The sequence below is a fragment of the Streptomyces sp. SJL17-4 genome, assembly GCF_036826855.1.
GTDB lineage: Bacteria > Actinomycetota > Actinomycetes > Streptomycetales > Streptomycetaceae > Streptomyces.
This window is the reverse complement of record NZ_CP104578.1, coordinates 6,019,895-6,044,536: the sequence shown is the minus strand read 5'-3', so window position 1 is coordinate 6,044,536 and position 24,642 is coordinate 6,019,895. Positions and strand designations below refer to the sequence as shown.

General features: G+C 70.2%; 27 protein-coding genes, 1 pseudogene and 1 riboswitch. Of the genes and pseudogenes, 15 read left to right on the top strand and 13 right to left on the bottom strand.

The window, feature by feature from the left end; translation table 11 throughout:
* Positions 1-2: 2 nt before the first annotated feature.
* From traA to N5875_RS27110, 7 genes are read right to left on the bottom strand one after another with little or no spacing between them, the layout of a single operon-like run.
* On the bottom strand, positions 3-578 hold the full coding sequence (gene traA / locus N5875_RS27140) for a plasmid transfer protein TraA (protein WP_338496710.1): 576 nt from the start codon (positions 576-578) through the stop codon (positions 3-5).
* A 17-nt stretch (positions 579-595) separates the two neighbouring features.
* Positions 596-1,075 (bottom strand): hypothetical protein, encoded by a 480-nt coding sequence (locus tag N5875_RS27135; protein WP_338496708.1) that lies wholly within the window; start codon positions 1,073-1,075, stop codon positions 596-598.
* A gap of 47 nt (positions 1,076-1,122) precedes the next feature.
* Positions 1,123-1,338 carry a hypothetical protein gene (locus tag N5875_RS27130; protein WP_338496707.1) on the bottom strand — a complete coding sequence of 72 codons (216 nt, stop codon included), beginning with the start codon at positions 1,336-1,338 and terminating at the stop codon, positions 1,123-1,125.
* A gap of 14 nt (positions 1,339-1,352) precedes the next feature.
* A complete protein-coding gene (locus tag N5875_RS27125) occupies positions 1,353-1,688 on the bottom strand; it encodes an RRQRL motif-containing zinc-binding protein (RefSeq protein WP_338496705.1) in 336 nt (111 codons plus the stop codon).
* On the bottom strand, positions 1,688-2,689 hold the full coding sequence (locus N5875_RS27120; RefSeq protein WP_338496704.1) for a DUF2637 domain-containing protein: 1,002 nt from the start codon (positions 2,687-2,689) through the stop codon (positions 1,688-1,690). The genes N5875_RS27125 and N5875_RS27120 overlap by 1 nt, the downstream gene beginning before the upstream one ends.
* Positions 2,686-3,024: a hypothetical protein gene (locus N5875_RS27115; RefSeq protein ID WP_338496702.1), complete on the bottom strand. Its 339-nt coding sequence runs from the start codon at positions 3,022-3,024 to the stop codon at positions 2,686-2,688. Before N5875_RS27115 ends, N5875_RS27120 begins: the two co-directional genes overlap by 4 nt.
* A complete protein-coding gene (locus tag N5875_RS27110; RefSeq protein WP_338496699.1) occupies positions 3,021-3,284 on the bottom strand; it encodes a DUF6284 family protein in 264 nt (87 codons plus the stop codon). Before N5875_RS27110 ends, N5875_RS27115 begins: the two co-directional genes overlap by 4 nt.
* 491 nt (positions 3,285-3,775) lie before the next feature.
* On the opposite strand from N5875_RS27110, the gene N5875_RS27105 reads away from it, so the two are divergent.
* On the top strand, positions 3,776-4,642 hold the full coding sequence (locus N5875_RS27105) for a winged helix-turn-helix domain-containing protein (RefSeq protein ID WP_338496698.1): 867 nt from the start codon (positions 3,776-3,778) through the stop codon (positions 4,640-4,642).
* 13 nt (positions 4,643-4,655) lie between these two features.
* Entirely contained in the window at positions 4,656-5,327 is a 672-nt protein-coding gene (locus tag N5875_RS27100; RefSeq protein WP_338496696.1) for an HAD family hydrolase, read from the top strand.
* Positions 5,328-5,461: 134 nt separating this feature from the next.
* On the opposite strand, the gene N5875_RS27095 is transcribed toward N5875_RS27100, so the two are convergent.
* Positions 5,462-7,165 (bottom strand): PIN domain-containing protein, encoded by a 1,704-nt coding sequence (locus tag N5875_RS27095; protein WP_338496693.1) that lies wholly within the window; start codon positions 7,163-7,165, stop codon positions 5,462-5,464.
* Positions 7,166-7,558: 393 nt separating this feature from the next.
* Here N5875_RS27095 and N5875_RS27090 point away from each other — a divergent pair, with 393 nt between their 5' ends.
* The 7 genes from N5875_RS27090 (at position 7,559) to N5875_RS27060 (ending at position 15,394) form a co-directional block, all read left to right on the top strand.
* Positions 7,559-8,596, top strand: coding sequence for an MBL fold metallo-hydrolase (locus tag N5875_RS27090; RefSeq protein WP_338496691.1), 1,038 nt, complete (start codon positions 7,559-7,561; stop codon positions 8,594-8,596).
* 72 nt (positions 8,597-8,668) lie between these two features.
* A riboswitch (cobalamin riboswitch) is annotated at positions 8,669-8,745 on the top strand.
* 95 nt (positions 8,746-8,840) lie between these two features.
* Entirely contained in the window at positions 8,841-10,103 is a 1,263-nt protein-coding gene (locus tag N5875_RS27085; RefSeq protein ID WP_318210971.1) for a prenyltransferase/squalene oxidase repeat-containing protein, read from the top strand.
* A gap of 134 nt (positions 10,104-10,237) precedes the next feature.
* Positions 10,238-10,906 (top strand): SCO2322 family protein, encoded by a 669-nt coding sequence (locus N5875_RS27080; protein WP_338496689.1) that lies wholly within the window; start codon positions 10,238-10,240, stop codon positions 10,904-10,906.
* Between the two features lie 40 nt (positions 10,907-10,946).
* Positions 10,947-12,101 carry an energy-coupling factor transporter transmembrane component T gene (locus N5875_RS27075; RefSeq protein ID WP_338496687.1) on the top strand — a complete coding sequence of 385 codons (1,155 nt, stop codon included), beginning with the start codon at positions 10,947-10,949 and terminating at the stop codon, positions 12,099-12,101.
* Positions 12,098-13,828, top strand: a complete 1,731-nt coding sequence (locus N5875_RS27070; RefSeq protein WP_338496684.1) for an ATP-binding cassette domain-containing protein — start codon at positions 12,098-12,100, stop codon at positions 13,826-13,828. The genes N5875_RS27075 and N5875_RS27070 overlap by 4 nt, the downstream gene beginning before the upstream one ends.
* Positions 13,825-14,706 (top strand): ECF transporter S component, encoded by an 882-nt coding sequence (locus tag N5875_RS27065; RefSeq protein WP_338496681.1) that lies wholly within the window; start codon positions 13,825-13,827, stop codon positions 14,704-14,706. The genes N5875_RS27070 and N5875_RS27065 overlap by 4 nt, the downstream gene beginning before the upstream one ends.
* A 286-nt stretch (positions 14,707-14,992) precedes the next feature.
* Positions 14,993-15,394, top strand: coding sequence for a transglycosylase SLT domain-containing protein (locus N5875_RS27060; protein ID WP_318210976.1), 402 nt, complete (start codon positions 14,993-14,995; stop codon positions 15,392-15,394).
* Between the two features lie 113 nt (positions 15,395-15,507).
* Here N5875_RS27060 and N5875_RS27055 read toward each other — a convergent pair whose 3' ends face one another.
* The gene (locus N5875_RS27055) at positions 15,508-16,677 is read right to left on the bottom strand and encodes a steroid 3-ketoacyl-CoA thiolase (RefSeq protein ID WP_318210977.1); all 1,170 of its coding nucleotides are present in this window, start codon (positions 16,675-16,677) and stop codon (positions 15,508-15,510) included.
* 227 nt (positions 16,678-16,904) lie between these two features.
* Between N5875_RS27055 and N5875_RS27050 the strand changes: the two genes are divergently transcribed.
* From N5875_RS27050 to N5875_RS27040, 3 genes are all read left to right on the top strand, one after another.
* Positions 16,905-18,170 carry a cytochrome P450 gene (locus N5875_RS27050; protein WP_338496677.1) on the top strand — a complete coding sequence of 422 codons (1,266 nt, stop codon included), beginning with the start codon at positions 16,905-16,907 and terminating at the stop codon, positions 18,168-18,170.
* 77 nt (positions 18,171-18,247) lie between these two features.
* Positions 18,248-19,345, top strand: coding sequence for a DUF2330 domain-containing protein (locus N5875_RS27045; RefSeq protein ID WP_338496674.1), 1,098 nt, complete (start codon positions 18,248-18,250; stop codon positions 19,343-19,345).
* The gene (locus tag N5875_RS27040; RefSeq protein ID WP_338496672.1) at positions 19,342-20,010 is read left to right on the top strand and encodes an O-methyltransferase; all 669 of its coding nucleotides are present in this window, start codon (positions 19,342-19,344) and stop codon (positions 20,008-20,010) included. Before N5875_RS27045 ends, N5875_RS27040 begins: the two co-directional genes overlap by 4 nt.
* A 51-nt stretch (positions 20,011-20,061) precedes the next feature.
* Here the strand turns inward: N5875_RS27040 and N5875_RS27035 are convergent, their stop codons facing one another.
* From N5875_RS27035 to N5875_RS27020, 4 genes are all read right to left on the bottom strand, one after another.
* Complete coding sequence (locus N5875_RS27035) at positions 20,062-20,934, bottom strand: alpha/beta fold hydrolase (RefSeq protein ID WP_338496670.1); 873 nt, start codon at positions 20,932-20,934, stop codon at positions 20,062-20,064.
* A gap of 179 nt (positions 20,935-21,113) precedes the next feature.
* Positions 21,114-22,286, bottom strand: a complete 1,173-nt coding sequence (locus tag N5875_RS27030; RefSeq protein ID WP_338496669.1) for a serpin family protein — start codon at positions 22,284-22,286, stop codon at positions 21,114-21,116.
* A 130-nt stretch (positions 22,287-22,416) separates the two neighbouring features.
* On the bottom strand, positions 22,417-22,614 hold the full coding sequence (locus N5875_RS27025; protein ID WP_338496668.1) for a hypothetical protein: 198 nt from the start codon (positions 22,612-22,614) through the stop codon (positions 22,417-22,419).
* Positions 22,611-22,802, bottom strand: coding sequence for a hypothetical protein (locus tag N5875_RS27020; RefSeq protein ID WP_338496666.1), 192 nt, complete (start codon positions 22,800-22,802; stop codon positions 22,611-22,613). Before N5875_RS27020 ends, N5875_RS27025 begins: the two co-directional genes overlap by 4 nt.
* 190 nt (positions 22,803-22,992) lie before the next feature.
* On the opposite strand from N5875_RS27020, the pseudogene N5875_RS27015 reads away from it, so the two are divergent.
* The 3 genes and pseudogenes from N5875_RS27015 to N5875_RS27005 all read left to right on the top strand — a co-directional run bounded on the left by N5875_RS27015 (position 22,993) and on the right by N5875_RS27005 (position 24,597).
* A pseudogene (locus tag N5875_RS27015) lies at positions 22,993-23,247 on the top strand (hypothetical protein).
* On the top strand, positions 23,219-23,734 hold the full coding sequence (locus N5875_RS27010) for a DUF6879 family protein (RefSeq protein WP_338496664.1): 516 nt from the start codon (positions 23,219-23,221) through the stop codon (positions 23,732-23,734). The pseudogene N5875_RS27015 and the gene N5875_RS27010 overlap by 29 nt, the downstream one beginning before the upstream one ends.
* A 14-nt stretch (positions 23,735-23,748) precedes the next feature.
* Entirely contained in the window at positions 23,749-24,597 is an 849-nt protein-coding gene (locus N5875_RS27005) for a helix-turn-helix transcriptional regulator (protein ID WP_338496662.1), read from the top strand.
* Positions 24,598-24,642 lie beyond the last annotated feature (45 nt).

Here is a 24,642-nt window from a genome sequence, read left to right as displayed (position 1 = left end):
GGCTACTGCTGGGCCCAGTCCATGCGCGGTGTGGCGCGGGGGCGGGCGCGGTGGCGGACTCGGTTGATCTCTTCCTGGTACTCCTGCTGGAACGTGGCGTATGCGGCGGCGGCGTTCTTGGCCGCGTCGCGCAGGTCGTCGGCGGCCTTGCGGAGCTTGCGGGACACCTTCGCGGCCCGGATGCGGGAGCCGCCGATGCGGCCCTCCGGGTCCGGGACCGCCGCAAGCACGCTCTTGAGGATCTCCGTCCCCATCGCCACCTCGATGGAGAGGGCGACGGCGGCGGCCCGCAGGCTGTTGCAGTAGTTCCGCACCTGCGCCGGTGAGCTGAAGTCCGGTGCGGGCAGCAGCGCTTCGGCGTGCGGCCGGCGCCCGCCCCCACCGCGGTTGGTGGTGCGGTTGACGGTGACGTTGATCGGCGGGGCGAACGAGCCGCCCATCGCGCCGACGAAACCGCCGACGGCGGCACCGGCGCTGGCGAACTTGTCCGACTTGCCGTTACTCGGACCCGCGTTGTTGGTGCTGGGCCGGGGCTGCCGGGGGCGGGTGGTGCGGCGACTGTTGGGAATCTGGGCCATGACGGGAACTCCTCAGGTCAGTGGGAGCGGCGGACGACGAGCCAGAACACCTGCGCGGCCGTGGCGAGCAGCAGCCACAGCCACATCAGCGGGCCGGTGAGCGGCCCGAAGTGGACCGTGGCGGCGGCCCAGCCGAGTGCGGCCGTGGCCAGGACCGTCAGGGCCACCAGACGGGCGGTGTGCTCGCCGAAGGCGTCGGGACGTGAGCGGCGGACCCACCACAGCCCGCCGGCGGGCGCGGGCGTCAGGGCGGCGAGGGCCCAGACCATCCACGGCGCGATGACGTGCACGGCTCCGACGGCGGCGAGGACGCCGACGGCGATGCCGGACGGGGCCCACATCGTGCGGTGACGCCACAGCCAGCCCCCGACGGCCCACGCGGCCCGGGAGGTGAGCGAGGGCCGCTGTTCGGGGATGAGGACGACGACCGGGGCGGCGGGGCGGAAGCCGCGCTGCCTGGGGATACGCACGGTCGTGGCGCCGGCAGGCACCTTCACCGCACGCGAACGTGAACGGGATCGGGATCGGGACACAGCGGGCCTCCTCAGACGGTGTTGGGCTCGAAGGCGAAGTGCAGGACGACCGCACCCTCCATCGACGGGTACTGGCGCACCGCGTCGAGACGGAGCTGGGCGAGGATGTCGAACCGGGTGAGCCCCGGCGGCGGGGTGTAGGTGCCGGAGAGGGTGCACGCGCTCTCCTGGCGGTTCTGCATGGTCAGCACGTACATGTGCGAGCCCTGCTGGGTGTTGCTCTGCACGGGAAACCTCCAGGTCAGGCAGCGAGTTGGGGAGCGTCCGCACACGGGACGCACATGCCGAGCGAAGTGGGGATGCGGTATCCGGCGTCCCGCCCGCATTCCGGGCAGACCCGGCGGGCCGCGTTCGCCCGCTCCAGAGCCGCCCACCGCGCCGGAGTCATCGGCCGGACCGGCCGGGCCAGGTCGACCCGGTACAGGAACGCGACCAGCGGCCCGCGCTTCCGGCGGGGCCGTTCGAGCTGGGCCACCACCGGCTGACCACCGGGCCGCAGGTTCATGGCCCGCAGCTGGCGAAAGGTGGCCAGCCCCTCCGGCGCGAGCCGCCAGCGGTAGACGGGCAGCGCGCTCACTAGGCGGCCTCCTCAAGCGGCTGGGCGGGACCCTGGTCGCGCAGTTCCTGGTAGCGGCTGGAGACCCAACCCACCGACCAGCCGCACAGCTCAGCGGCCTGCCGCACCGGGACGCTCGCCGCGTAGGCGGCGGCCACGGTCTTACGGGCCTGCTCCTCGGACTGCTTCACCAGCGCGGGGCCGGCGGCGAGCAGCTCGGCGCGTTCACGCTCGGCACGCTCGGCCTCCTCGCGCTGTTCACGCCGGGCCCGCTCCTCGCGCTCCCGACGCTCCCTCTCCATGCGCGCGGCAGCGTCACGTTCACGGCGTTCACGCTCGATGCGCTGCTGTTCACGCTCACGCTCGGCACGCTCACGCTCGGCCCGCTCCGCCCTCTCGACGGCCTCGGCCCGCTCGCGCTCCTCACGCCGCGCGCGCTCTTCCCGCTCAGCCTGTTCACGGGCCAGGGAGGCTTCATGCTCGCGCTGTTCACGCGCCATCCGGGCGTCGAACTCCCGCGCCTCACGAGCCCGCTTCTCCGCCGCGTCCGCACGCTCGACAGCGGCCCTCTCCCGGGCGTCCCGCTCAGCGCGTTCACGCTCCTGATGTGCGGCGAGCGCGTTCGTGATCGCCCGGCGGTAGGCCAGACCAGTCTCCGCCGTGACGATCAGCAGCAGCGGCGCCACCGCGTGGACCGCCACCCCGACCAGGTCTTTCCTCAGAGCAGAGTCGGCGACGTTCAGGGCCAGGGTCATGCCGCCGGTCATCCACCGCAGCGTGACCGGCCAGCGTCCGCCATGCCCGCCCAGACGGGCCAGGACGGAGTCGAGACGGACCACGATGACGACCGCCGCGTCCACCACGAGCGGCAGAATCGGGGACGTCCACCGCCACTCGGCCGGCGTGTGGGCGGCCATCAACGGGGTGACCGTGAGGACCGAGTACAGCATCGCCCCGCCCACGATCAGCCACGTGCCCACTGACAGGGCCCGCTCCGCTGAACGGATCTGAACACCGTTCACGACCCAACTCCCGCACCCGCCAGAACCGACTTGACGGCCGGGACCTTCGCGTAGCCGACCAGCTCCAGCTCAGCCCCGGCGAACGTCGCGTGAACACGCAGGACGCCGGTCTGACCGCCGACCTGAACGCGATGAACAACGGACTCGGGGGCGATGTTCAAGGCCTCGCGCCACGCCTCGAAGGCGGCGAAGTCGTCGTGGAACGTCAGCTCCAGCCGCTCCGGGTAGATCGGCGAGACCTCCACGGTCGGCGCCGCCATGTGCGCGAACTCCGCCGTCAGCAGCCGCAGCGCCAGCAGCGGGGCGGACAAGTCCGCCAACGTCCGGGCCCTCACGCGGCACCGCCCGACTGCACGGCGGCGCGGTTCGTGAGGTCCCGGCGGGCCGCCACGACCCGGTGACGGGCCCGGCGGATCCGCCGCTCGTCCAGCTTGGTGACGGGACGGTCCAGCGTCTTGATCACCGCGTCGAGCAGTTCGACGTCCGCCAGGATCAGCGGCATCTCGTTCTCGATCGCGTTCAGCTCGGCGTCCGACGGCTCACCGTCGAACGGGGTAGCCGTAACAACGGCCTGAAGTGCAGCGATGGACAACATTGGGTGTGTTCCTTCCAGTCAGGAACGGCCCGAACCGAGGCCCCGGTGTCCTACCACCGGGGCCTCTCGCCGTTAGAACCAGGAATCTCCGGCTCCCCTCAACCCCGCCCGTACGGCACCCCGCGAACGGGGACCGGACGGGCGGAGGAGGCAACCGGCCGCAGCAACCGCTGCGGATCAGGTGGAGCAGGTGGTGCGGATGTCTCGCCTTCGGGAACACGAGCTCCCGGCTTAGGCATGCGAGACGGCGACCTTTCGGTCTCGCCCTCCGGTTGACCAGGGATCCGGGGCCCTCAGCCCCATCTCTCAGGGGCTCCTTGTCGTGCAAGCACGCCCCTGACCTGCGTCTTGACGACACAGCTCTCCCGTTCAGCCTGACTCACTTGGCTAGCCCGGTGGGCACAGGATGAACATAGCCAGCCTGGCTAGCCACGTCAACATGTGACTAGCCAGGCTGCTCAAATAGTCAGGTTCGCCGTAGCATCGAGGGCATGACCTTTGAGCTTGAGCCGCTGGACCCGGACGACGACCGACCGCCGTATGAGCAGGTGGCCCGCAGCTTGGGTGCGGCGATCCGCACCAGGAAGCTCGGCCCCGGAGAGAAGCTGCCGTCACACGCGAAGCTGACAGAGCACTACGGGTTCGCCCGAGCCACGATCCAGCGCGCGCTCCGGGACCTTGAGGACGAAGGGCTCGTCGTCTCCCGGAAGGGCAGCGGCGTGTTCGTCCGACACCGGACCGAGCGGCCGGCGGGGCTTCGCCCCTACGTGGAGCAGGCATTCGCCAGCCGGAACGTGACGATCGACTTCGCGGGATTCTCCAGCGAGACGCTCCACGGCGCCCTACAGGAACCGCTCGACAAGATCCGGACCGGACGGCTGACGCCCTCCAGCATCCAAATTCGGATCCTCGTCCCGGATATGGCTGTCCCCCAGGCGGCACCCGTACGTCGCGAGGACTGTGCCGACGACCCCCGGCTGCGGGCTCGCATGCACGACATCATGGTCGGCTACACCCGGAGCATCACGGACTCCATCAGCGAGTTGGAGCACCTGGGTCTCGTCCAGGAAGGCAACGTCAGCGTGCGCGTCCACAGCGGCACGCAGTTCTTCAAGCTCTACGTCGTCAACAAGGAAGACGCGTTCTTCGGCTACTACCCGATCCGCCCGAACAAGGTGGTTGCTCAGGGCGAAGCCATCGAGATCTACGACCTGGTGGGCAAGGACACCATCCTGTTCCACCACTCCCTCAACGACGGCGACTCGTCCAGTGGCGCCCAGCAGGTGGAGCAGGCACGGATGTGGTTCGACAGCGTGTGGGAGACCATCGGACGGGAGACCACCGCGGATGCACTCTGACCCGCTGACCAGCATGCTCGCCAACTACGATGCGATCCTCTTCGACTTCGACGGCCCGATCTGCCACGTCTTCCAGGGGCTCCCCGCCTCGGGGGTCGCCAAAGACCTCTCGGCACTGCTCGCCACGCTCGCCCCGGAACTCGCGCACAGGGCCCACGCGACGGACGACCCAATGATGGTTCACCAGCTCGCGCGCGAGGGCGGGCAGGGTGTCCTGGCCGCTGTCGAGGCGGCACTCACGGACGCAGAGATTCGGGCGGTCGGCGTCGCTGGGGCCCCGACGGCTGGGGCAGTCGAGGCCCTGACGGCCGCACGCGCTTCGGGGCGACGCGTGGCCATCGTCAGCAACAATTCCGTGGACTGCGTGCATGTCTACCTCACGGCACAGGGGCTCTCCCGGGTAGTGGAGACCGTGGTCGGTCGACCGGCCCTTCGGCCGGATCTCATGAAACCGTCGCCGTACCCCCTACTGGAAGCCGCGGTGATTCTCGACGTCTCGCCTGAGCGGTCGGCACTGGTCGGCGATTCTGTCACTGACATCACGGCGGCACGATCGGCAGGAGCGGGAAGTATCGGGTTCGCGAACAAAGCAGGTAAGCAGCCCAGCCTCATCGCCGCGGGCGCCGACACCGTGGTATCGGATATGCGGACCATTGCTCACGCTCTTGCCCATCCGCAGGCATAGCCAATACATCGATCGGGCGACCCACGCAAGTAGTGCGGAAGCTCGCTACGGGCTTCCGCACCATTCTTAGCATCACTAGCGGGGTCTAATGCGCCCCTTCGGCTCTCCTGCTCATCGGCCACGGAATAGACAGTTCACTGCGGACCAGATTTTCGCATCGCTCTCCCCAGAGCCCTGATCAGGACCGAATCATCGTCCGGCCCTCTCCACTGAACAACTTCTAGACGCCGACCCGCGAGACCCGACGAACCGTCAATGGCAGAATTGAACTCTTGCACCCGCGGCGCCAGAGGAGCGTTAGTCACCACAAGCAGTGAAATGACACCGGTTCCGACGGTAGCAAGTCTTCCAGCCTCTCTGGAAAGATTACTCTCATTAAACGAACCACCGGCGATAAACTGGACCTCAACCGCGGCGAATGAGCCGGGATTCATGGGGTCGCCGACCAGGAAGTCAAACAGCGATCCATCTACGCGACTTTCCGTTACGGAAAATCCACCGCGATTAAGCGCTTCATGGATCGCAGCCTCAAGCTGCGCCGCCTGATATCGAGGAGCGTTGACTAGAGTTAGGTAATCCACAACCTCTCTGGCCATTGCCACAAACGCCAGCGCACCTTCTTGGGTAAACTCAACTTCATCGCCGTGCGCAATCTTGTTGCGGACGGTTCGCAGCTCACGGACTCGCCTCATAACATCTGTCGGTCCATGGATCTTCTCCAGGAGCCTCAAGCGCATTCCAGACGTCACGCGTGCCTGACCGAAAGCACTTCCGGGAGCTAGCTTCTCAAGTGCGGCCTCAACCTCATTCCACGCCCCTAGAACGGCTCCGGTCGCGTCATACTCGGCTCGTTCGCCCAGGGCCCGAAACGCCGCGTCGGCGGTGGACTGAGCAGCCACCATCTCGACATTCTGAACCGAGTCCTCAGCAACTTCAACTTGAAGGAAATCTCGCGCGTAAGACAACAATTTCTCAGGCTTAAGCATGTAAAGTCGCGTCCCGACCTCCTGCCGCAACTCCTCAGACAGTTCATTGCGCGGGCCGACAGGAATATTATGACGCGTCCTCCACCAATCTTCCTTGACATCCCCAGTCACCAAAAGAACATCAACACTCCTCTTTTTTGCCTCTCTAATGAGCTGAACCCAGACAAGGTAATCCCCGACCTCAGAGTCGTCCCCTCGGGAAGCTTTCGACTTATCCTTAAACCCTGGTGGCACCTGATTCTGAATACGCCTCTTGCCTTCTGCAATTTGCTCCGCAAGATCCTTTTGCTCCAAAGGCGGCCCCACTTTTCCCTTCAGGAGAGCATCTAGGGCCAAAATTACCTTATCCCGTGACGTGTCTCGCGACATCTCCCCTTCGCCACCATTGACGACTTCAGCCATCGACTCGATGACTTTCTCAAATGCCACGTCGAGAATTGACTCAAGCTTTTCGACATTGGACGGCTCAAGCGAGACCCTGTTCGCCCACCCTCGAAGATCCTCTATGGCCTTTTGCAACCCCTTCTTCAGGGCCTGCTCAGAAGTAGCAAGTTGCCTACCGGGGTCCTCGATCGCCCCCTCCCTGTTTCGCCAGAACTCTTCCATCACCTGATGAGGAACCCACAGGCAGCCTCCGAGACTCTGAAGTGTTCCCAGAAACGCCTCACGAGCCGCCTGGTTATATCGATAGAGATTCAGCAAAACGTTCGTGTCGATTACCACGAGACCATTACGGAGTACACCCCTCCAATCTTCATCGGTGGGGGTTACATAACCCGAAAATCCATCGAATACGCCGCGATGGGGGACGGGACCATCTTCGCTTACCTTCTCTGGTTCTTCATGCTCCACGGCCGCAGCGTAGCGTCAGGGCGCCCGCCGCGAGCAGCCCTTACGGAACCCGTGAGAAGTGAAAGCACGCTGGGTGCGGTCGGGCCATCCGCACGGGAGGCCCCTTCGCATCGCCCACCTAGGGGCGCCAGGAGCAAAGGTCGCGCGAGGGACCCTGGCCGGCTTGGGCGAGCGCTCGACAAGTTCCGATCGCTCGGGCCGTCCGTGGGCCGTGCAAGAGGGCTGGGCATCGACCAGCAACGACCAGCAACGACAACTGGTTCGCTGGTCACAGGCGGGGGGAAGTCCACTCACCAGCGACTACCCTGACGGATCGTCAGTTCTAGTTATGATGGGCAACGGTCGAACACGCTCCGTACCGCCGTGGAGAGATGAGGATCCATGCAGGGACCCATGCCCCAGGTGACCGAGCACGGCGGAGGCGTCTGGTCGCTCCGGGTGCCCATCCCCGACAATCCGCTCGGCCACACCCTGGTCCACGTCCTCGACACCGACCGCGGTCCGGTCCTCGTCGACACCGGCTGGGACGATCCCGCCTCCTGGTCCGAACTCACCGGCGGGCTCGACGCGTTGGGGCTCGACGTATCGGAGGTCCACGGGGTCGTCATCACGCACCACCACCCCGACCACCACGGGCTCTCCGGCAAGGTCCGCGAGGAGTCCGGGGCCTGGATCGCCATGCACGCCGCCGACACCGCCGTCGTACGCCGCACCCGCGAGTCCGAACCCGGCACCTGGCTCGACTACCTCGCCCGCAAGCTCGCCACCGCCGGCGCCCCCGAGGACCACCTCGCCCCGCTGCGGGCCGCCCGCGCATCCGGCCGGATGCGCACCCTGCCCGGTCTGCACTCCGCCCTCCCCGACCGGGAGATCGTCCCCGGCGAACTCCTCGACCTCGCCGGGCGTCGACTGCGCGCGATCTGGACCCCCGGCCACACCCCCGGTCACGTCTGCCTCCACCTGGAGGAGGAGCACCCCTCCCGGCTGCCCGGCCACGGCCGGCTCTTCTCCGGCGACCATCTGCTGCCCGGGATCTCCCCGCACATCGGCCTCTACGAGGACCCCGACGACCTCACCGAGACCGACCCCCTCGGCGACTACCTCGACTCCCTCGAACGCATCGGCCGCCTCGGCGTCGCCGAGGTCCTCCCCGCCCACCAGCACGCCTTCACCGACGCCGCCGGCCGGGTCCGCGAGCTCCTCGACCACCACGAGGAGCGGCTCACCGGACTCCTCGGCCTGCTCGCCACCCCGCTCACCCCCTGGCAGCTCGCCGAGCGGATGGAGTGGAACCGCCCCTGGGACCAGATCCCCTACGGCTCCCGGAACATCGCCGTCAGCGAGGCCGAGGCCCATCTGCGCCGCCTGGTGAAACTCGGCCGCGCGGAGGCAGTGCCGGGCACGGAACCGGTGGAGTACGTCGCGGTGTGAGGCGCCTCGCACCCGCCGGGCCGCGGGCGTACGGGCCGGTAGAGTGGCCGGGTCGTCATCATGCCCGTACGGGGGGAAGCCGGTGGAACTCCGGCACTGACCCGCAACCGTGAGTGGCCCCCGTCCGGGAGCCGTGAGTCGGAATGCCCCGTCCGGGACGTGACCGCCGGCACCGTCGAGGAATACGGAGCCGGAGCCTGGTGCCCCTGAGGCGTGCCGGTGCCCGGCCGCAGGAGAGGGCCCCATGAACACCGTCCGCCGCGGCGCCACCGCGCTCGCAGCCGCCACCGTCCTGCTCGGCACCGGAGCGGCCGGGGTGGCAGGGGCGGCCACCGCCGCGCCCTCCCCCACGCCCTCGGCCGTCACGATCCCGGACGGTCTGTACGGCACGAAGGACCCGACGTACGACGGTGTCTGGCGTCAGTCGCTCGCCTTCCTCGCCCAGCGCGCCACCAACTTCCAGCCCTCCGACAAGGCCGTGGACTGGCTGCTCGGCCAGCAGTGCGCGGACGGCTCGTTCAGCTCGTACCGCGCGGACGCCACGGCGGCCTGCGACGCCAAGACCATGCGGGACACCAACGCCACCGCCCTCGCCGTGCAGGGGCTCCGCGCCGTCCGGAAGCAGTCCGCCTCCCCGGAGACGATCGACAAGGCCGTCAAGGCGGGCTCCGACTGGCTGCGTACCGTGCAGAACAAGGACGGCGGCTGGGGCTACAGCCCCGGCGGCGCCAGTGACGCCAACTCCACCTCGGTCGTCGTCGGCGCGCTCGCCGCGACGGGGGTCCGGCCGGGCTCGTTCACCTCCGCCGAGGGCCGTACCCCCTACGACGCGCTCCTCACCTTCGCGCTGCCCTGCTCGGACAAGGACGGCGCGGGTGCGTTCGCGTACCAGCCCGACAAGGCCGGAAAGCTGCTCGCCAACGCCGACGCCACCGCCGCGGCCACCCTCGCGGGGCTCGGCAAGAGCGTCGTCGCCACCAAGGCCTCGCCCGAGCAGCCGCCGGTCTGCAACGACCTGTCGAAGCCGACGGTCGAGCGGGCCGCGCTCAACGGCGCCTCCTACCTGGCGAAGGCCCTCGCGAAGACGGGCCACCTGACCCTGCCGCCGATGCCGGGTGCCACCGACACCACCGAGCAGCCCGACGTCGGCAACACCGCCGACGCCGTCGTCGCGCTCGCCGCGTCCGGCGCCGCGAAGGAGGCGAAGCCCTCCGTGGAGTGGCTGGAGAAGAACTCCGCCGCCTGGGCGAAGGAGGGCGGACCGGCCGCGTACGCGCAGCTGATCCTGGCCGCGCGGGCGACGGAGACGGACCCGCGCGAGTTCGGTACGGCGGACCTGGTGGAGCAGCTCAACGCCACCGGCCCGGCGCCGAAGACCCCGGACACCTCGGCCTCCTCCACGAGTGACGACGAGGGCGGCCTGGGCTTCGACATCTGGTGGATCATCGGCATCGGCATGGTCGTCGGCGTCGGCATCGGCTTCCTCGTGAGCGGCCGCAAGAAGTGACCGCCGCGAGAGGGAACGGTGCGGGGCGGAAGACTGCTGCGCGGGAGGACGCTGCGCGCGGGAACGGTGCGGGGCGGCGTGGCTCGCGTGTCGCGGGAGCTGCGGCCGGGGCGCTGCTGACGTTCACCGCGGTCGTGGCCGCGGCGGCTCCGGCGCAGGCTTCCGGTTACCGCTACTGGTCGTTCTGGGAGAGCGACGGCGGAAAGCCCTGGGCTTACGCCACACAGGGTCCGGCGACCGCCCGCCCCGCCGACGGCGACGCGATCGGCTTCCGCTTCGCGATCAGCAACGGCACGAACGACACCTCGCTGCCGTCCGCCGCCCCCGACTTCTCGGGGATCTGCGGGGGCGTGGAGAAGAAGGACGGCACGAAGCGGGTCGCGGTCGTCGTCGACTTCGGCGGCCCGGCGGACGCGGCGCCCGGCGAGACCCCGCCGGCGAAGCCGATCAAGGTCGGCTGCGCCCAGGTCCCTGAGGACGCGACGGGCGCGGACGCGCTCGCCGTGGTGGCGAAGCCGCTCCGGTACGACAGCGCGGCGATGCTGTGCGGGATCGCCGGCTACCCGGCGCGGGGCTGCGGCGAGCCGGTCGCGGAGAGCGGCGAGACCGGCGAGAGCGGGGATGCCGGCGAGACCGGGGATGCCGGCGAGACCGGGAGGACCCCGGCGGCGGCCGCGCCGAGCGACGCGTCGGCGTCCGCCCGCGAGGGGGGCGGGGGCCCGTCCTTCGGCGTGCTCGCCGGCGGGGCGGCCGTGCTGGCCCTGGGCGGGGCGGCGATCTGGAAGGCCCGCCGCCGCAGATGAGCCCGGGTAGGCCCTGTACGAAGACGAAGACGAGCCCCGTATGAAGGTGAGTTCCGTCCTCCGCGCCCCGGAGGCGAGCCGGTCCAACGCCCTGCACGCCGGTGCGTGGTGGGTGTGGGCGCTCGGCCTGGCCGTGGCCGCCTCGCGCACGACCAACCCGCTCCTGCTCGGTCTGCTGGTGGGGGTCGCGGGCTATGTCGTGGCGGCCCGGCGTACGGACGCGCCCTGGGCGCGCTCGTACGGCGCGTTCGTGAAGCTCGGTCTGTTCGTCGTCTTCCTGCGGGTCGTGTTCTCGCTGCTGCTCGGCTCCCCGATCCCGGGGACCCACATGCTGTTCACGCTGCCCGAGGTGCCGCTGCCCGAGTGGGCGCAGGGGGTACGGATCGGGGGGCGGGTGACGGCCGAGCAGCTGGTGTTCGCGCTGTACGACGGCGCGAAGCTGGCGACCCTGCTGATCTGCGTGGGCGCGGCGAACTCGCTCGCCAACCCGGCGCGGCTGCTCAAGTCGCTGCCGGGCGCGCTGTACGAGGCCGGGGTCGCCGTCGTCGTCGCGATGACGTTCGCGCCGAACATGGTCGCGGACGTGGTGCGGCTGCGTACCGCCCGACGCCTGCGCGGCCGCCCCACCGGCGGGGTGCGGGCGGTGCTCCAGATCGGTCTGCCGGTCCTGGAGGGGGCCCTGGAGCGGTCGATCGCGGTCGCTGCGTCGATGGACGCGCGCGGGTACGGCCGTACGGCGCAGGTCCCGGCCTCGGTACGCCGCACCACGAACGTCCTGACCCTGGGCGGACTGCTCGGAATCTGCGCCGGATCGTACGGGCTCCTCGCGGCGGAGGGCGCGGGATACGGGCTGCCGCTGCTCGGCGCCGGGCTGCTCGCGGCCATGGCGGGGCTGCGGCTCGGCGGGCGCCGCACGGTCCGCACCCGGTACCGGCCGGACCGCTGGGGGGTGCGGGCCTGGCTGGTCGCGGGCTCGGGGGTGACGGTGGCGGTCCTGATGATCTGGGCGAACGCGTACGCGCCGGAGGCGCTGCACCCCGGGGTCGTACCGCTGGAGGCGCCGGAGCTGCCGCTCTGGCCTGCGGTGTCGGTCCTGGTAGGTCTGGTGCCGGCGTTCGTGGCTCCCGTACCCGTACCCGCTCCCCTACCCGTACCCGCTCCCGTACCCGCTCCCGCTTCGAAGGAGAAGGCGTGATCCGCTTCGAGAACGTCTCGGTGAGGTACGGGGAGGACGCCAGGCCCACCCTGAAGGGCCTGGACCTCACCGTCCCCGAGGGGGAGCTGGTGCTGCTCGTCGGCCCCTCCGGCGTCGGCAAGTCGACCCTCCTCGGCGCGGTCTCCGGCCTCGTCCCCCACTTCACGGGCGGCACCCTGACCGGCCGGGTCACGGTCGACGGCCGCGACACCCGCACCCATCCGCCGCGCGAGCTGGCGGACCTGGTGGGCACGGTCGGCCAGGACCCGTCCGCGCACTTCGTCACCGACACGGTCGAGGACGAGCTGGCGTACGGCATGGAGTCCCTGGGCCTCGCGCCGGGCGCCATGCGGCGCCGGGTCGAGGAGACCCTGGACCTGCTCGGCCTCGCGGAACTCCGCGACCGCCCGATCGCGACGCTCTCCGGGGGCCAGCGCCAGCGGGTCGCGATCGGCTCGGTCCTGACCCCGCACCCGAAGGTCCTGGTCCTGGACGAGCCGACGTCCGCGCTGGACCCGTCGGCGGCGGAGGACGTCCTGGCGGTGCTGCAACGGCTGGTGCACGACCTGGGGACGACGGTGCTGCTCGCGGAGCACCGGCTGGAGCGGGTGGTGCAGTACGCGGACCAGGTGCTGCTGCTGCCGGACGGCGTGATGGGCCCGCCGGCCGAGATCATGGCGGTGTCGCCGGTGCATCCGCCGGTGGTGGGGCTGGGTCGGCTGGCGGGGTGGGATCCGTTGCCGATGACGGTGCGGGACGCGCGGCGGCGGGCGGGCGGGTTGAAGGCGCGGCTGGAGGGGCGGGTTCCCGGGGGCCCTGCGGGGCTCTTTCCCCACCCCGCCCCTTCCCGTAACCGGGGCTCCGCCCCGGACCCCGGTCCTCGAACGCCGGACGGGCTGAACCTTCGCCCGGCGGGCCGGCTTTCCGCGCAGTCCCTCTTCAAGCGGCGCCGCCCCCACGCACCGGGCCCCACCACGGCCCCCCTCGTCCTCACCGAACGCCTCGGCGTCCGCCGTGGCCGCGTCGAAGCCCTCCGCCGCATCGACCTCCAGGTCCAGGCGGGCGAGACCCTCGCCCTCATGGGCCGCAACGGCGCCGGCAAGTCCACCCTCCTCTCCACCCTCGTCGGCATGATCGCCCCGACCTCCGGCACCGTCCGCGTCGCGGGCCGGACCCCGCACACCACCAGCCCCCGCGAGCTGATCCGCCAGGTCGGCCTGGTTCCGCAGGAGCCGCGCGACCTGCTGTACGCGGACACCGTCGCCGCCGAGTGCGCGGCGGCCGACGGGGACGCGGGCGCGGCGCCCGGGACCTGCCGGGCGCTGGTGTCCGAGCTGCTGCCGGGCGTCGCGGACGACACCCACCCCCGGGACCTGTCGGAGGGCCAGCGGCTGGCACTCGCGCTCGCCGTCGTCCTGACCGGCCGCCCGCCCCTGCTCCTCCTGGACGAGCCGACCCGCGGCCTGGACTACGCGGCGAAGGCGCGGCTCGTCGCCCATCTCCGTACCCTCGCCGCCGACGGACACGCGATCGTGCTCGCGACGCACGACGTGGAGCTGGCGGCCGAGCTGGCGCACCGGGTGGTGATCATCGCCGACGGCGAGGTGGTGGCGGACGGGCCGACGGCCGAGGTCGTCGTCTCCTCCCCGTCGTTCTCGCCGCAGGTGGCGAAGATCCTGGCCCCGCAGCCGTGGCTCACGGTCGAACAGGTGGAGGCGGCGCTGTGAGTACGCGCCCGGTCCGCCCGGTCCGCGCGGTCCGGCTGGGGCCCCGCTCCGTCGCCGCCCTGGCCCTCGTCTCCCTCATCGGGCTGTTCGCCTTCTGCTGGCCCCTCTTCGCGGACGCCGGCTCCGCCGTGACCTCGCACGCCGGGGACGCGCCGTGGCTGTTCGCGGCGCTGCTGCCGCTCCTCGTCGCGGTGGTCGTGGCGACGATCGCGGACTGCGGGATGGACGCGAAGGCGGTGGCGATGCTGGGCGTGCTGGCCGCCGTCGGCGCGGCCCTGCGGCCGCTGGGCGCGGGGACGGCCGGTCTGGAGCCGATGTTCTTCCTGATGGTGCTGAGCGGCCGGGTCCTCGGGCCGGGCTTCGGCTTCGTCCTCGGCGCGGTGACGATGTTCGCGTCGGCCCTGCTCACGGGGGGTGTGGGGCCGTGGATGCCGTTCCAGATGCTGTCGATGGGCTGGTTCACGATGGGCGCCGGGCTGCTGCCCCGGCCGGGCCGGCTGCGGGGCCGGGGTGAGCTGCTGATGCTCTCGGCGTACGGCTTCGTGGCGGCGTTCGCGTACGGCACGATCATGAATCTGCAGGGCTGGGTGCTGCTCCAGGGCCTGAGCAGCGGTGTCTCGTTCCAGCCGGGCGCCCCGCTGCACGAGAACCTGGTCCGTTTCCTCGCCTACATCACCGCCACCTCCCTCGGCTGGGACCTGGGACGGGCCGTTCTCACCGTCGTCCTCACCGTGACCATCGGCGGGACGCTCCTGAAGGCGCTGCGGCGGGCGACGCGGCGGGCGAACTTCGAGGCCCAGGTCACATTCGAGGGCCCCGAGAAGCCCTCCCCGGGTGAGCCGCCCCACAGGACCTACGTCACGTACGAGCCGGAATAGTAGCGGGGCGGTACCCGCACAAACCGCCCATCACGGCACATGACCTGCGGAAACGTCCCACACCCAGCCCCCGGGCCCTTCACCTGACGTCCGAACCTTCCTCGTACAGGGGGTCGTTGCATCGGCGTTCCAGCCCTGGTTGTCTGGTGGACGTCGCCAGGCAGCCGGTGCTCACCACGGCGCCTCGGACGGCCGGTTCCCTCCAGTTCCCGGGTTCCCCCGGCTCTGGTTCCGGCTTGCCGAAATCGCCTGACGCAGCCCTTGTTCCCGAAGTTAGGTAGAAACCTTGATCCGCTCGATCACCACTCGTGTCGCCGCCCGCAAGAAGACCTTCGCCGCCTCCGCAGCCGTGCTGCTGGGTGCGTCGGGTGCGGTGCTGGGCACGACGGGCGCCGCCTCGGCCGCCAGCCCGCAGGAGCTCGCCCGGGAGATCGTCCCGGCCTCGCAGTACGCGTCCTTCAGCAAGATCGTGGAGCACGAGTCGCACTGGAACCACAAGGCGACCAACTCCTCCAGCGGCGCCTACGGTCTCGTCCAGGCCCTCCCGGCCTCGAAGATGTCCTCGGCCGGTTCCGACTGGAAGACGAACCCCGCCACCCAGATCAAGTGGGGCCTCAACTACATGAACGAGCGCTACGGCTCCCCGAACGCCGCCTGGGCGTTCTGGCAGGCCAACGGCTGGTACTAAGAGTCACCGCCGCACAGCGCACACCCGCAAGGCCCCGCCTCCCGTCAGGGAGGGCGGGGCCTGCGGCGTTTTTCCCGCAGCCGGTTCCGCCGGTTCAGCCGGTTCCGCCGCCTCTACAGCCGCTGAATGATCGTCCCGGTCGCCACCGCCCCGCCCGCGCACATCGTGATCAGCGCGAACTCCTTGCCGGTGCGTTCCAGCTCGTGCAGGGCGGTGGTGATCAGCCGGGCCCCGGTCGCCCCGACGGGGTGGCCGAGGGCGATGGCGCCCCCGTTGACGTTGACCTTCTCCAGGTCCTGGTCGAAGACCTGCGCCCAGCTCAGCACCACCGACGCGAAGGCCTCGTTGATCTCCACGAGGTCGATGTCCCGGAGCGACATCCCGGCCTTGCCGAGGACGGCACGCGTCGCGTCGATCGGTCCGTCGAGGTGGAAGTGCGGGTCGGCGCCGACCAGGGCCTGGGCGACGATCCGGGCGCGGGGCTTCAGCTTGAGGGCACGGGCCATGCGCTTGGAGGCCCACATGATCGCGGCGGCGCCGTCGGAGATCTGGGAGGAGTTCCCGGCGGTGTGGACGGCGGTCGGCATGACGGGCTTGAGGCGGGCGAGGCCCTCCATGGTGGTGTCGCGCAGGCCCTCGTCGCGGTCGACGAGCCGCCACATGCCCTGCCCGGCGGCCTGCTCCTCCTCGGTGGTGGGGACCTGGACGGCGAAGGTCTCGCGCTTGAAGCGCTCCTCGGCCCAGGCGTTCGCGGCGCGCTCCTGGGAGAGCAGGCCGAGGGAGTCGACGCGTTCGCGGGTGAGGCCGCGGTGGCGGGCGATGCGCTCGGCGGCCTCGAACTGGTTGGGCAGATCGACGTTCCACTCGTCGGGGAAGGGCTTGCCGGGGCCGTGCTTGGACCCGGAGCCGAGCGGCACGCGGGACATGGCCTCGACACCGCAGCTGATCCCGATGTCGATGACGCCCGCCGCGACCATGTTGGCGACCATGTGGCTCGCCTGCTGCGAGGAGCCGCACTGGCAGTCGACGGTGGTGGCGGCCGTCTCGTAGGGGAGGCCCATGGTGAGCCAGGCCGTGCGGGCCGGGTTCATGGACTGCTCGCCGGCGTGGGTGACCGTACCGCCGACGATCTGCTCGACGCAGTCGGCGTGGATGCCGGTGCGTCCGAGGAGTTCGCGGTAGGTCTCGCCCAGGAGGTAGGCGGGATGGAGGTTGGCGAGCGCGCCTCCGCGCTTGCCGATGGGGGTGCGTACGGCTTCGACGATGACGGGTTCCGCGGCCATGAGCTCGTCCTCTCCTCGACCGGACGGGGCGTCCCGGCAGCCCGTCGGTCGGCGTCACGGGGAACTAGTACGCGTTCTAGTTCTCTGTGCAGTCTTATGACTGCTACCGCGGGTACGCAAGGGTCCGGGAGGCAACACTTCCCGTTCCAACCCTTGCTACTTGTAGAACTCGTTACTAACTTTCCCGGCAACTTCTGATGGTCCATCAGATTTGGAGAGTGTTGCCGATGGCCGCCTGCCCCCATCTCCCCACCGGACGTCTTCCCGAGGGGTTCGACGCCACCGACCCCGATCTGCTCCGCGACCGCGTCCCCTTCCCGGAGTTCGCCCGGCTGCGGCAGACGGCCCCCGTCTGGTGGTGCGCCCAGCCGCCCGGCGTCACGGGCTTCGCGGACGGCGGGTACTGGGCCGTCACGCGCCACGCGGACGTCAAGTACGTCTCCACGCACCCCGAGTTGTTCTCCTCGAACGAGAACACGGCCGTCATCCGCTTCAACGAGCACATCACCCGGGACCAGATCGAGGTCCAGAAGCTGATCATGCTCAACATGGACCCGCCCGAGCACACCCGGGTCCGCCAGATCGTCCAGCGCGGCTTCACCCCCCGGGCGATCCGGAACCTGGAGACGGCCCTGCGCGACCGCGCCCACGCCATCGTCGACGAGGCCAGGCGCGCCGCGGACGCCGACGGCACCTTCGACTTCGTCACCAAGGTCGCCGTCGAACTCCCCCTCCAGGCCATCGCCGAACTCATCGGCGTCCCCCAGGAGGACCGTTCCCGGATCTTCGACTGGTCGAACAAGATGGTCGCGTACGACGACCCCGAGTACGCCATCACCGAGGAGATCGGCGCCGAGGCCGCCATGGAACTCATCGGCTACTCGATGAACATGGCCGCCGCCCGCAAGGAGTGCCCCGCCGCCGACATCGTCAGCCAACTGGTCGCCGCCGAGGGCGAGGGCAACCTCTCCTCCGACGAGTTCGGCTTCTTCGTCCTGCTGCTCGCCGTCGCCGGGAACGAGACCACCCGCAACGCCATCAGCCACGGCATGCACGCCTTCCTCACCCACCCCGATCAGTGGGAACTCTTCAAACGGGAACGGCCGGCGACCGCCGCCGAGGAGATCGTGCGCTGGGCCACCCCCGTCGTCTCCTTCCAGCGGACCGCGACCCAGGACACCGAACTCGGCGGTCAGAAGATCGCCAAGGGCGACCGCGTCGGCCTCTTCTACTCCTCCGCCAACAACGACCCCGAGGTCTTCACCGACCCCGAACGCTTCGACATCACCCGGGACCCGAACCCGCACCTCGGCTTCGGCGGCGGCGGACCCCACTTCTGCCTGGGCAAGTCACTCGCCATCAAGGAGATCGAGCTGATCTTCAACGCGGTCGCGGACGCCCTGCCCGACCTGACCCTCGCCGGCGAACCGCGCCGGCTGCGGGCCGCCTGGCTGAACGGGGTGAAGGAACTCCGGGTCCGCGCCGGGGCGTGAGACACAGGGGGTGGGGCGGCCCCGGAACCGGAATCCCACCGGGGAACCGGAACGACACCCGGCGCGTCCCACCCCGCATGCGGGGGACACACAGAATTCTCACCACCATCGTCGCGCTGCTCGCGCTCCAGCTCGGCTCGCTCGTCGCACCGGCGTACGCCTGCGGCTGCGGCGCCATGATCCCGACCAAGGACCAGCGCATCGGCGTCGACCGCGAGGAGTCGGCCGTCCACTGGGACGGCCGCACCGAGACCGTCGTCATGCGCTTCAACGTCCACGGCAACGCCCGGAACGCCGCCTGGATCATGCCCGTACCGCACCGCGCGGACGTCACCCTCGGCGAACCGGAACTCTTCGACGCGCTCGACCGGCTCACCGAACCCGAGCAGCGCGACCGCTTCCACTTCTGGCCGCGCGAGGGCGACTGGCCGTTCGACCTCGACTACGGGGACGGGGCCGGGGCTCCGCCGCCCGGCGCGGGCGGTGTCGGCGTCGTCGGCCGCGAACGGCTCGGCCCCTTCGACGTCGCCCGGCTGACCGCGACCGACCCGAAGGCCCTCGGCACCTGGCTGCGCGCCAACGGCTTCGAGCTGCCCGAGCGGCTGACCGACGCGCTCCAGCCGTACGTGGAACGGAAGTGGGAGTACGTCGCCGTCCGCCTCGCACCCGAGGAGAAGGACGGTGTCCTCCAGGGCGAGCTGACCCCCCTCCGCATCACCTTCGCCTCCACCGAACTCGTCTACCCCATGCGGCTTTCGCGCCTCGCGAAGACCGCCCAGACCCTCGGCCTCTCCATCCTGTCCGAGCACCGCATGGAACCCCGCTCCCCCATCGGCGGCGACGCCCCCGAGGTGACCTTCGCGGGCCGGATCGAGCGGCCCGACGGCGCGGTCGCCCGGCTCACCGGGGACCGGCCGGTCCATCTCACCGTCCTGGAGCAGGAGTTCCCGCACCCGGAGCGGATCGACGACGACCACCATCTGCGGGCCGTCGCCGACACCCCGTACCGGCAGGTCGAGTACACCGACCGGCTGCTGACCGTGGGCGGCGGAATCCCCGCGTGGCTGCTGACGGTCGGCGGCGGTCTGCTCCTCGCCACCCTCACGACGCTCCTGGTCGTACGGGTGACAAGGCGCCGCCCGCCGGTCGACGGCGGTGTACGTTCGGCCGCATGACGAACCATCAATGGAACGCGGTCGACGCCTACTTCACAGAGACGATCTCCCCCGCCGACGAGGCGCTGACCGCCGCGCTCAGCGCCTCCGCGGCGGCCGGACTGCCCGAGATCGCCGTCGCCCCCAACCAGGGCAAGCTGCTCCACCTGCTCGCCCACATGCAGGGCGCCCGGAACATCCTGGAGATCGGCACCCTCGGCGGCTACAGCACGATCTGGCTGGCCCGCGCCCTGCCCGCCGACGGCCGGCTCATCACCCTCGAGTACAACCCGGCACACGCGGACGTCGCCCGCGCCAACATCGCCCACGCCGGCCTGGACAAGCTCGTCGAGGTCCGTACGGGCGCGGCCCTGGACACCCTTCCGCAGCTGGAGGCGGAGGGCGCGGGCCCGTTCGACCTGGTCTTCATCGACGCCGACAAGGTCAACAACCCGCGCTATGTGGAGTGGGCCCTGAAGCTCTCCCGCCCCGGCACGGTGATCATCGTCGACAACGTGGTGCGGGGCGGCAAGATCACCACCCCGGACCCGGACGACCCGGCGATCACCGGCACCCGTGAACTCTTCGACCTCGTCGCCGCCGAACCCCGCCTGGACGCGACGGCCGTCCAGACGGTGGGTACGAAGGGCTACGACGGACTGCTGCTGGCTCGCGTGGTGAGCTAGGACACCCCCATGGGTACTGCCCCCGGCGCCGGGGGCAGTACCCGTGGCACGTCAGACGAGCCGGGCCAGCAGCTCCGCGAAGGGCTCGGGACGGCTGAAGTAGCCGACGTGCGAGCTGTCCAGGGTGTGCACCTCGAAGGGGTTGTCCGGGGTCAGCTCGTCGGCCTTGCCGATCATGTGGTCCTGCACCGCCGGGGTGATGCCCGCATCCCGGGAGAGCCGGACGTACGTGTGCGGGACCCGGCCCCAGCGCTCCGCCGTGACCAACGCCCCCGGCTCCAGCACCCCGTAGTTCTCGTCCGGGTCCAGGGTGTCGAGCAGCGCTCCGAACGAGTGGTCGGTGGAGTCGGCCATGACGGCGGCCTTCAGCTCGGCGAACACGGCGGGATCGGCGTGGGCCGCCCGCCAGTTCAGCCGGACCACGCCCGGTTCGGCGGCCTCGCCGGTGAGCGGCACGGCGATCCGCGCCACCGCCGCGTCGAGCAGGTTCTCGTCGGCCACGTCCCATGCCCCGGTGAGCATCGACGGGTCGGCGAGACAGAGCGCGGAGAGGTAGACCACCCGGTCCACCAGATCCGGTACGGCGTCGGCGACGGCACTGATCGTCAGACCGCCGAGGCTGTGGCCGACCAGCACGACGGGCCCCAGCGGGGCCAGTCGCCGAAGGACGTCCGTGACGTGCCGCACGTTGTCCCGCAGCGTGACGCCGCTCATCGGGGACGGGGCGACGGCCAGCGCGGTCAGGTCCTGGGGCTGCCGGTAGTAGGCGGCGGGCCCGTCGGCCCGGTCGCCGTGTCCGGGCAGGTCGACGGCGTAGGAGCGGTGACCGAGCAGCGCCAGCTCGTTCTGCAGCGGGCCCCAGGCCCGTGCGTTGCTGGCGCCGCCGTGGACGCATACGAAAGTGGGGCGCGAGTGTGCGCGCATGGTGGGATTCCTCGTCATCATCAGGCGAACGGTGGACGGCGAACGGCGGAAGCCGGTCCGGGCGCCGGACGCAGGCCGGCACCGCGGTCAGCACCCCGAACGGGTCCTGCACGCCTGCCAGTTGTGGATGACGGAACTCATGCGAACCACCCTAACAGAACGGACCGTCTCGCGACGGGCTACCGGGCTCCGGCCCCGGCCGGTGCGCTCTGCCGCCAGCCGGCGAAGAGGGGGAGCTCACCCGTGGTGTCCATGACGACCACACCGAAGGGGCGGTCGAATGCGACGCGCTCCACGACCTCGTGGCGGGCCGGGGCCGCGCCGCGCGTCATCGTCACCTGGGTAGCGGCGGCCGCCTCCACACCCTCCTCGGCAACCTCGACGATCACCTCCTGCACCACCTTGGAGACGTGGAGACCGGCCGGGGACAGGCCCGAGAAGTCCGCCACGGGCCGCAACGCCCGGCTGATGCCGAGCGCCGCCAGATGGGCGTCGGCCTCGGACTTCGTACGGAGAGTGAAGCGCGGCAGCGTGAGGTCGGCCGCGTCCGCGGCGAGCGGCGTCCGTGCCGCGGGCCCGGCCCAGGCGGCGGGCAGCACGTCGGCCGGCCCGGCGCCGGGCCGGCCGAGAGCGAACCGCACCCGGGCGGCCTCGTCACCCGCGCACGGCAGTTCCACGACGGTGACCCCGTCGACGGACCAGACCCGATCGGCCGGAATCCGCTGCCGCATGGTCGGTACGGGCCGGGTGTGGCCGTGGCCGTCGGTGAAGGGCTCGTCGCGGGTGAGGTGCGCGGGGAAGGCGGTCAGCCAGGAGGCCTTCAGGGCAAGGGCGTTGACCAGGACCAGGTCCTCGGAGCCGTCGAGCCCGAGCGGCAGCCGGGGGACGCGCCCGCCGGTGGCTCGCCCTATCCAGTCGTCGAGTTCGTCCTGGGCGACGGGGGGAATCTCCCCCAGGGACACGTCGTCCGTCGCTCCGAGCACCTCGTCGGGCAGCTCGAACCAGGCCGGTGCTCCGCGCAGCACCCCGAACCCCACATCCGGCAGACCGCGTCGAAAGACGTCGAGCACCGGCACCCTGCTCCACACGCCGGTCGCCGCCGCGACCCCGTCCGTCGCCGCGAGCCGCCGCCCGACCACGGTCACCACCCCGGCGGCCGCCTCCCCGTCGACCCCGAGCAGCCCCCGCAACTCCTCGGCGGTCCGCCCCCGGGCCCCAGAGGCCACAGCGGCAAGCGCCACCCACAGCCCCACCGGGGAACAGACGAAGTCGTCATCCCCCAGACAGGGCAACCAGCGCGCGGCGAGAGCCTGTATCGCGTCCGCCTCGAAGGCGGTGGGACCGGGAGTCATATCCTGCCCTTCATGAGCATCGTGAAGATCAACGAATGGGTCAAGCCACTCACATAGAGCTTGATCGGCGAGTACCGCTACGACTAACCAGCCTAGAAGCCGTCAGCCCACGCCGTTGGCCCATGCCCAACTACGCACGCCGAACATGGTCGGGCGGGACGAGCCACTCCCTCCCGCCGCGCTCGGGCCACAGGAAGGCCATGGGGCGCTTCCGCCGCTCACTGGGCAACTCGGCGGAATCCTCGTAGTCCCGGATCACGTCACGCAGGATGCCGACCCTTCCCGCACCGTCCTCGACGCGCCGGCCGATGTCTTCCGGGCCGATCACGCGGGGCACTTCACGTGCTGGTAGACGGCCTTGTCGGGCTGAGACGGCTCGCGCAGCGTTCCCCTGCGGCAGCGTTCGAGCGATGCGATCGGCTTCTTGCAGGCGGGACACGCCTCGCCCGAAGGGGCGTAGGTCGTGTACTCCCACTGCCGTGCGTCCGTTTCGCGTTCCTGAGCCTTGCCGGGCATGTCGTCGTCCCCTCAGTCCGTCCGCCTGCGTTCCTTGCCGAGGACGCTAGGAAGACACCCGACCGAAGCTCCACGAAATTGCACGAGTTTGCATGCCAAATCACTTGTCTCATTCGCGCATTGACGCTCCGAGTGCAGGTCGGCATGGTTCATGCAAGCCCACGCAATCACCTGGACCAGGGAGTCAGCCATGGCCGTAGAGTTCGTAGGCATCGACCCGAACACCGACCGCGATCACTGCCCGACGGTGTGGGCGGACGCGGAAGCTCAGGAGATCTTGTAGCAAGGCTGGAAGCCGGACAGCGAGACTCAGGCCCAGTGCGAGGCGAGCAGCCCCGCGAACGGACCGGTTCCCGACAGCGAGGCCATCGTCAGGATTCCGGCCCGCATGATTCCGATGATCCGGGAGGCGTGCGATGCCGTCGAGCGTGCCCAGCTTCGCTGAGCTGTTGGGTAGGTGCGAGCGGTCCGCCGTGCACCTGGAGATGCGTGACTCGTACGCGTCCACCGACAGATTCGAGGCATGGAAGCGCGGCGAGCGCATCGTCTGGGACGACCGCGCGTCCTGGTGGCACCCGTACGACCAGTTGATCACGGACACCGTGGCGCGAGGGGTGTCGATCCGTCGCGCCCGGATCGTCTCCGAACCCGTGACGGAGTACATCCGGTGGGAGCACTACGTCACGCACGCCAACGTCACGGCCGGCGAGGACATCCGATGGCTGCCGCGCCGCAGGGCCACGGACATCGGCCTCCCCGGCAATGACTTCTGGCTCTTCGACGGCGAACTCCTGCGCGTGCACCACTTCTCCGGCGACGGTGCGGTGGTGGAGGACGAGATCACGGACGACCCGGCGACGGTGAAACTCTGCGCATCGGCCTTCGAAACCGTCTGGGACCGGGCCGTCCCGCACCACCTGTACGCGATCTGAGGACAGCCAGCTCCATGCCCCCACACCCCTCATCGAGCGTCCAGCAGGCTCGTGAAGCACTCGCGGGCCGGCTACGCGAGCTACGCAGGGACGCCGGAATCAGCGGGCGGGAGCTGGCCGTCAGGCTCCGCTGGTCGGACTCGAAGGTGTCGCGCATCGGCAACGCCAAGACCCCTCCGTCCGACGCCGACATTCGGGCATGGTGCCGGGCGTGTGGAGCCGACGACCAGGCGCCGGATCTCATAGCGGCGAACAGGCAGTCCGCGGATGCCCACATCCAATGGAAACGCCTCCAGCGAGGCGGCCTACGGCACGTGCAGGAATCCACGGAGAGCCTCTACCGGCGCACACACCTCTTCCGCGTCTACGTCTCCGACGTGATCCCTGGCTTCCTCCAGACACCCGGGTACGCGACTGCGCTCCTGTCGTCCATCGCAGACTTCCGTGGAACACCGGATGACGTGGCAGAGGCCGTCAAGGTCCGCATGAGGCGGAATGCGGTGCTGAACAACGCGGCGCACCGATTCTCGTTCGTCCTGGAGGAATCGGTCCTGCGTTACCGGCTGTGCACCGTCGAGACGATGGCGGCGCAGCTCGGTCACCTCTTGGCGGTCATGGACCTCCAGAACGCGGCCGTGGGCATCGTCCCGTTCTCGACGCAGCGAACCGTGTGGCCCATGCCGACCTTCACCATCTTTGACGACACGAGGGTGCACGCGGACACTCTGGACGCCGCGTCCACGCTGACGCAGCCAAGCCAAGTCGAGCTGTATGCACGAGCCTTCGACCGACTGTCGCAAGGGGCGGCACGGGGAGCGGCCGCACGCTCGCTCGTGACATCCGCCTTGTCGTCGCTCGGCTGACCGTCCGGCTTACTGCGGAAACGCCAAAAGGCCCCTGCGCCCTCT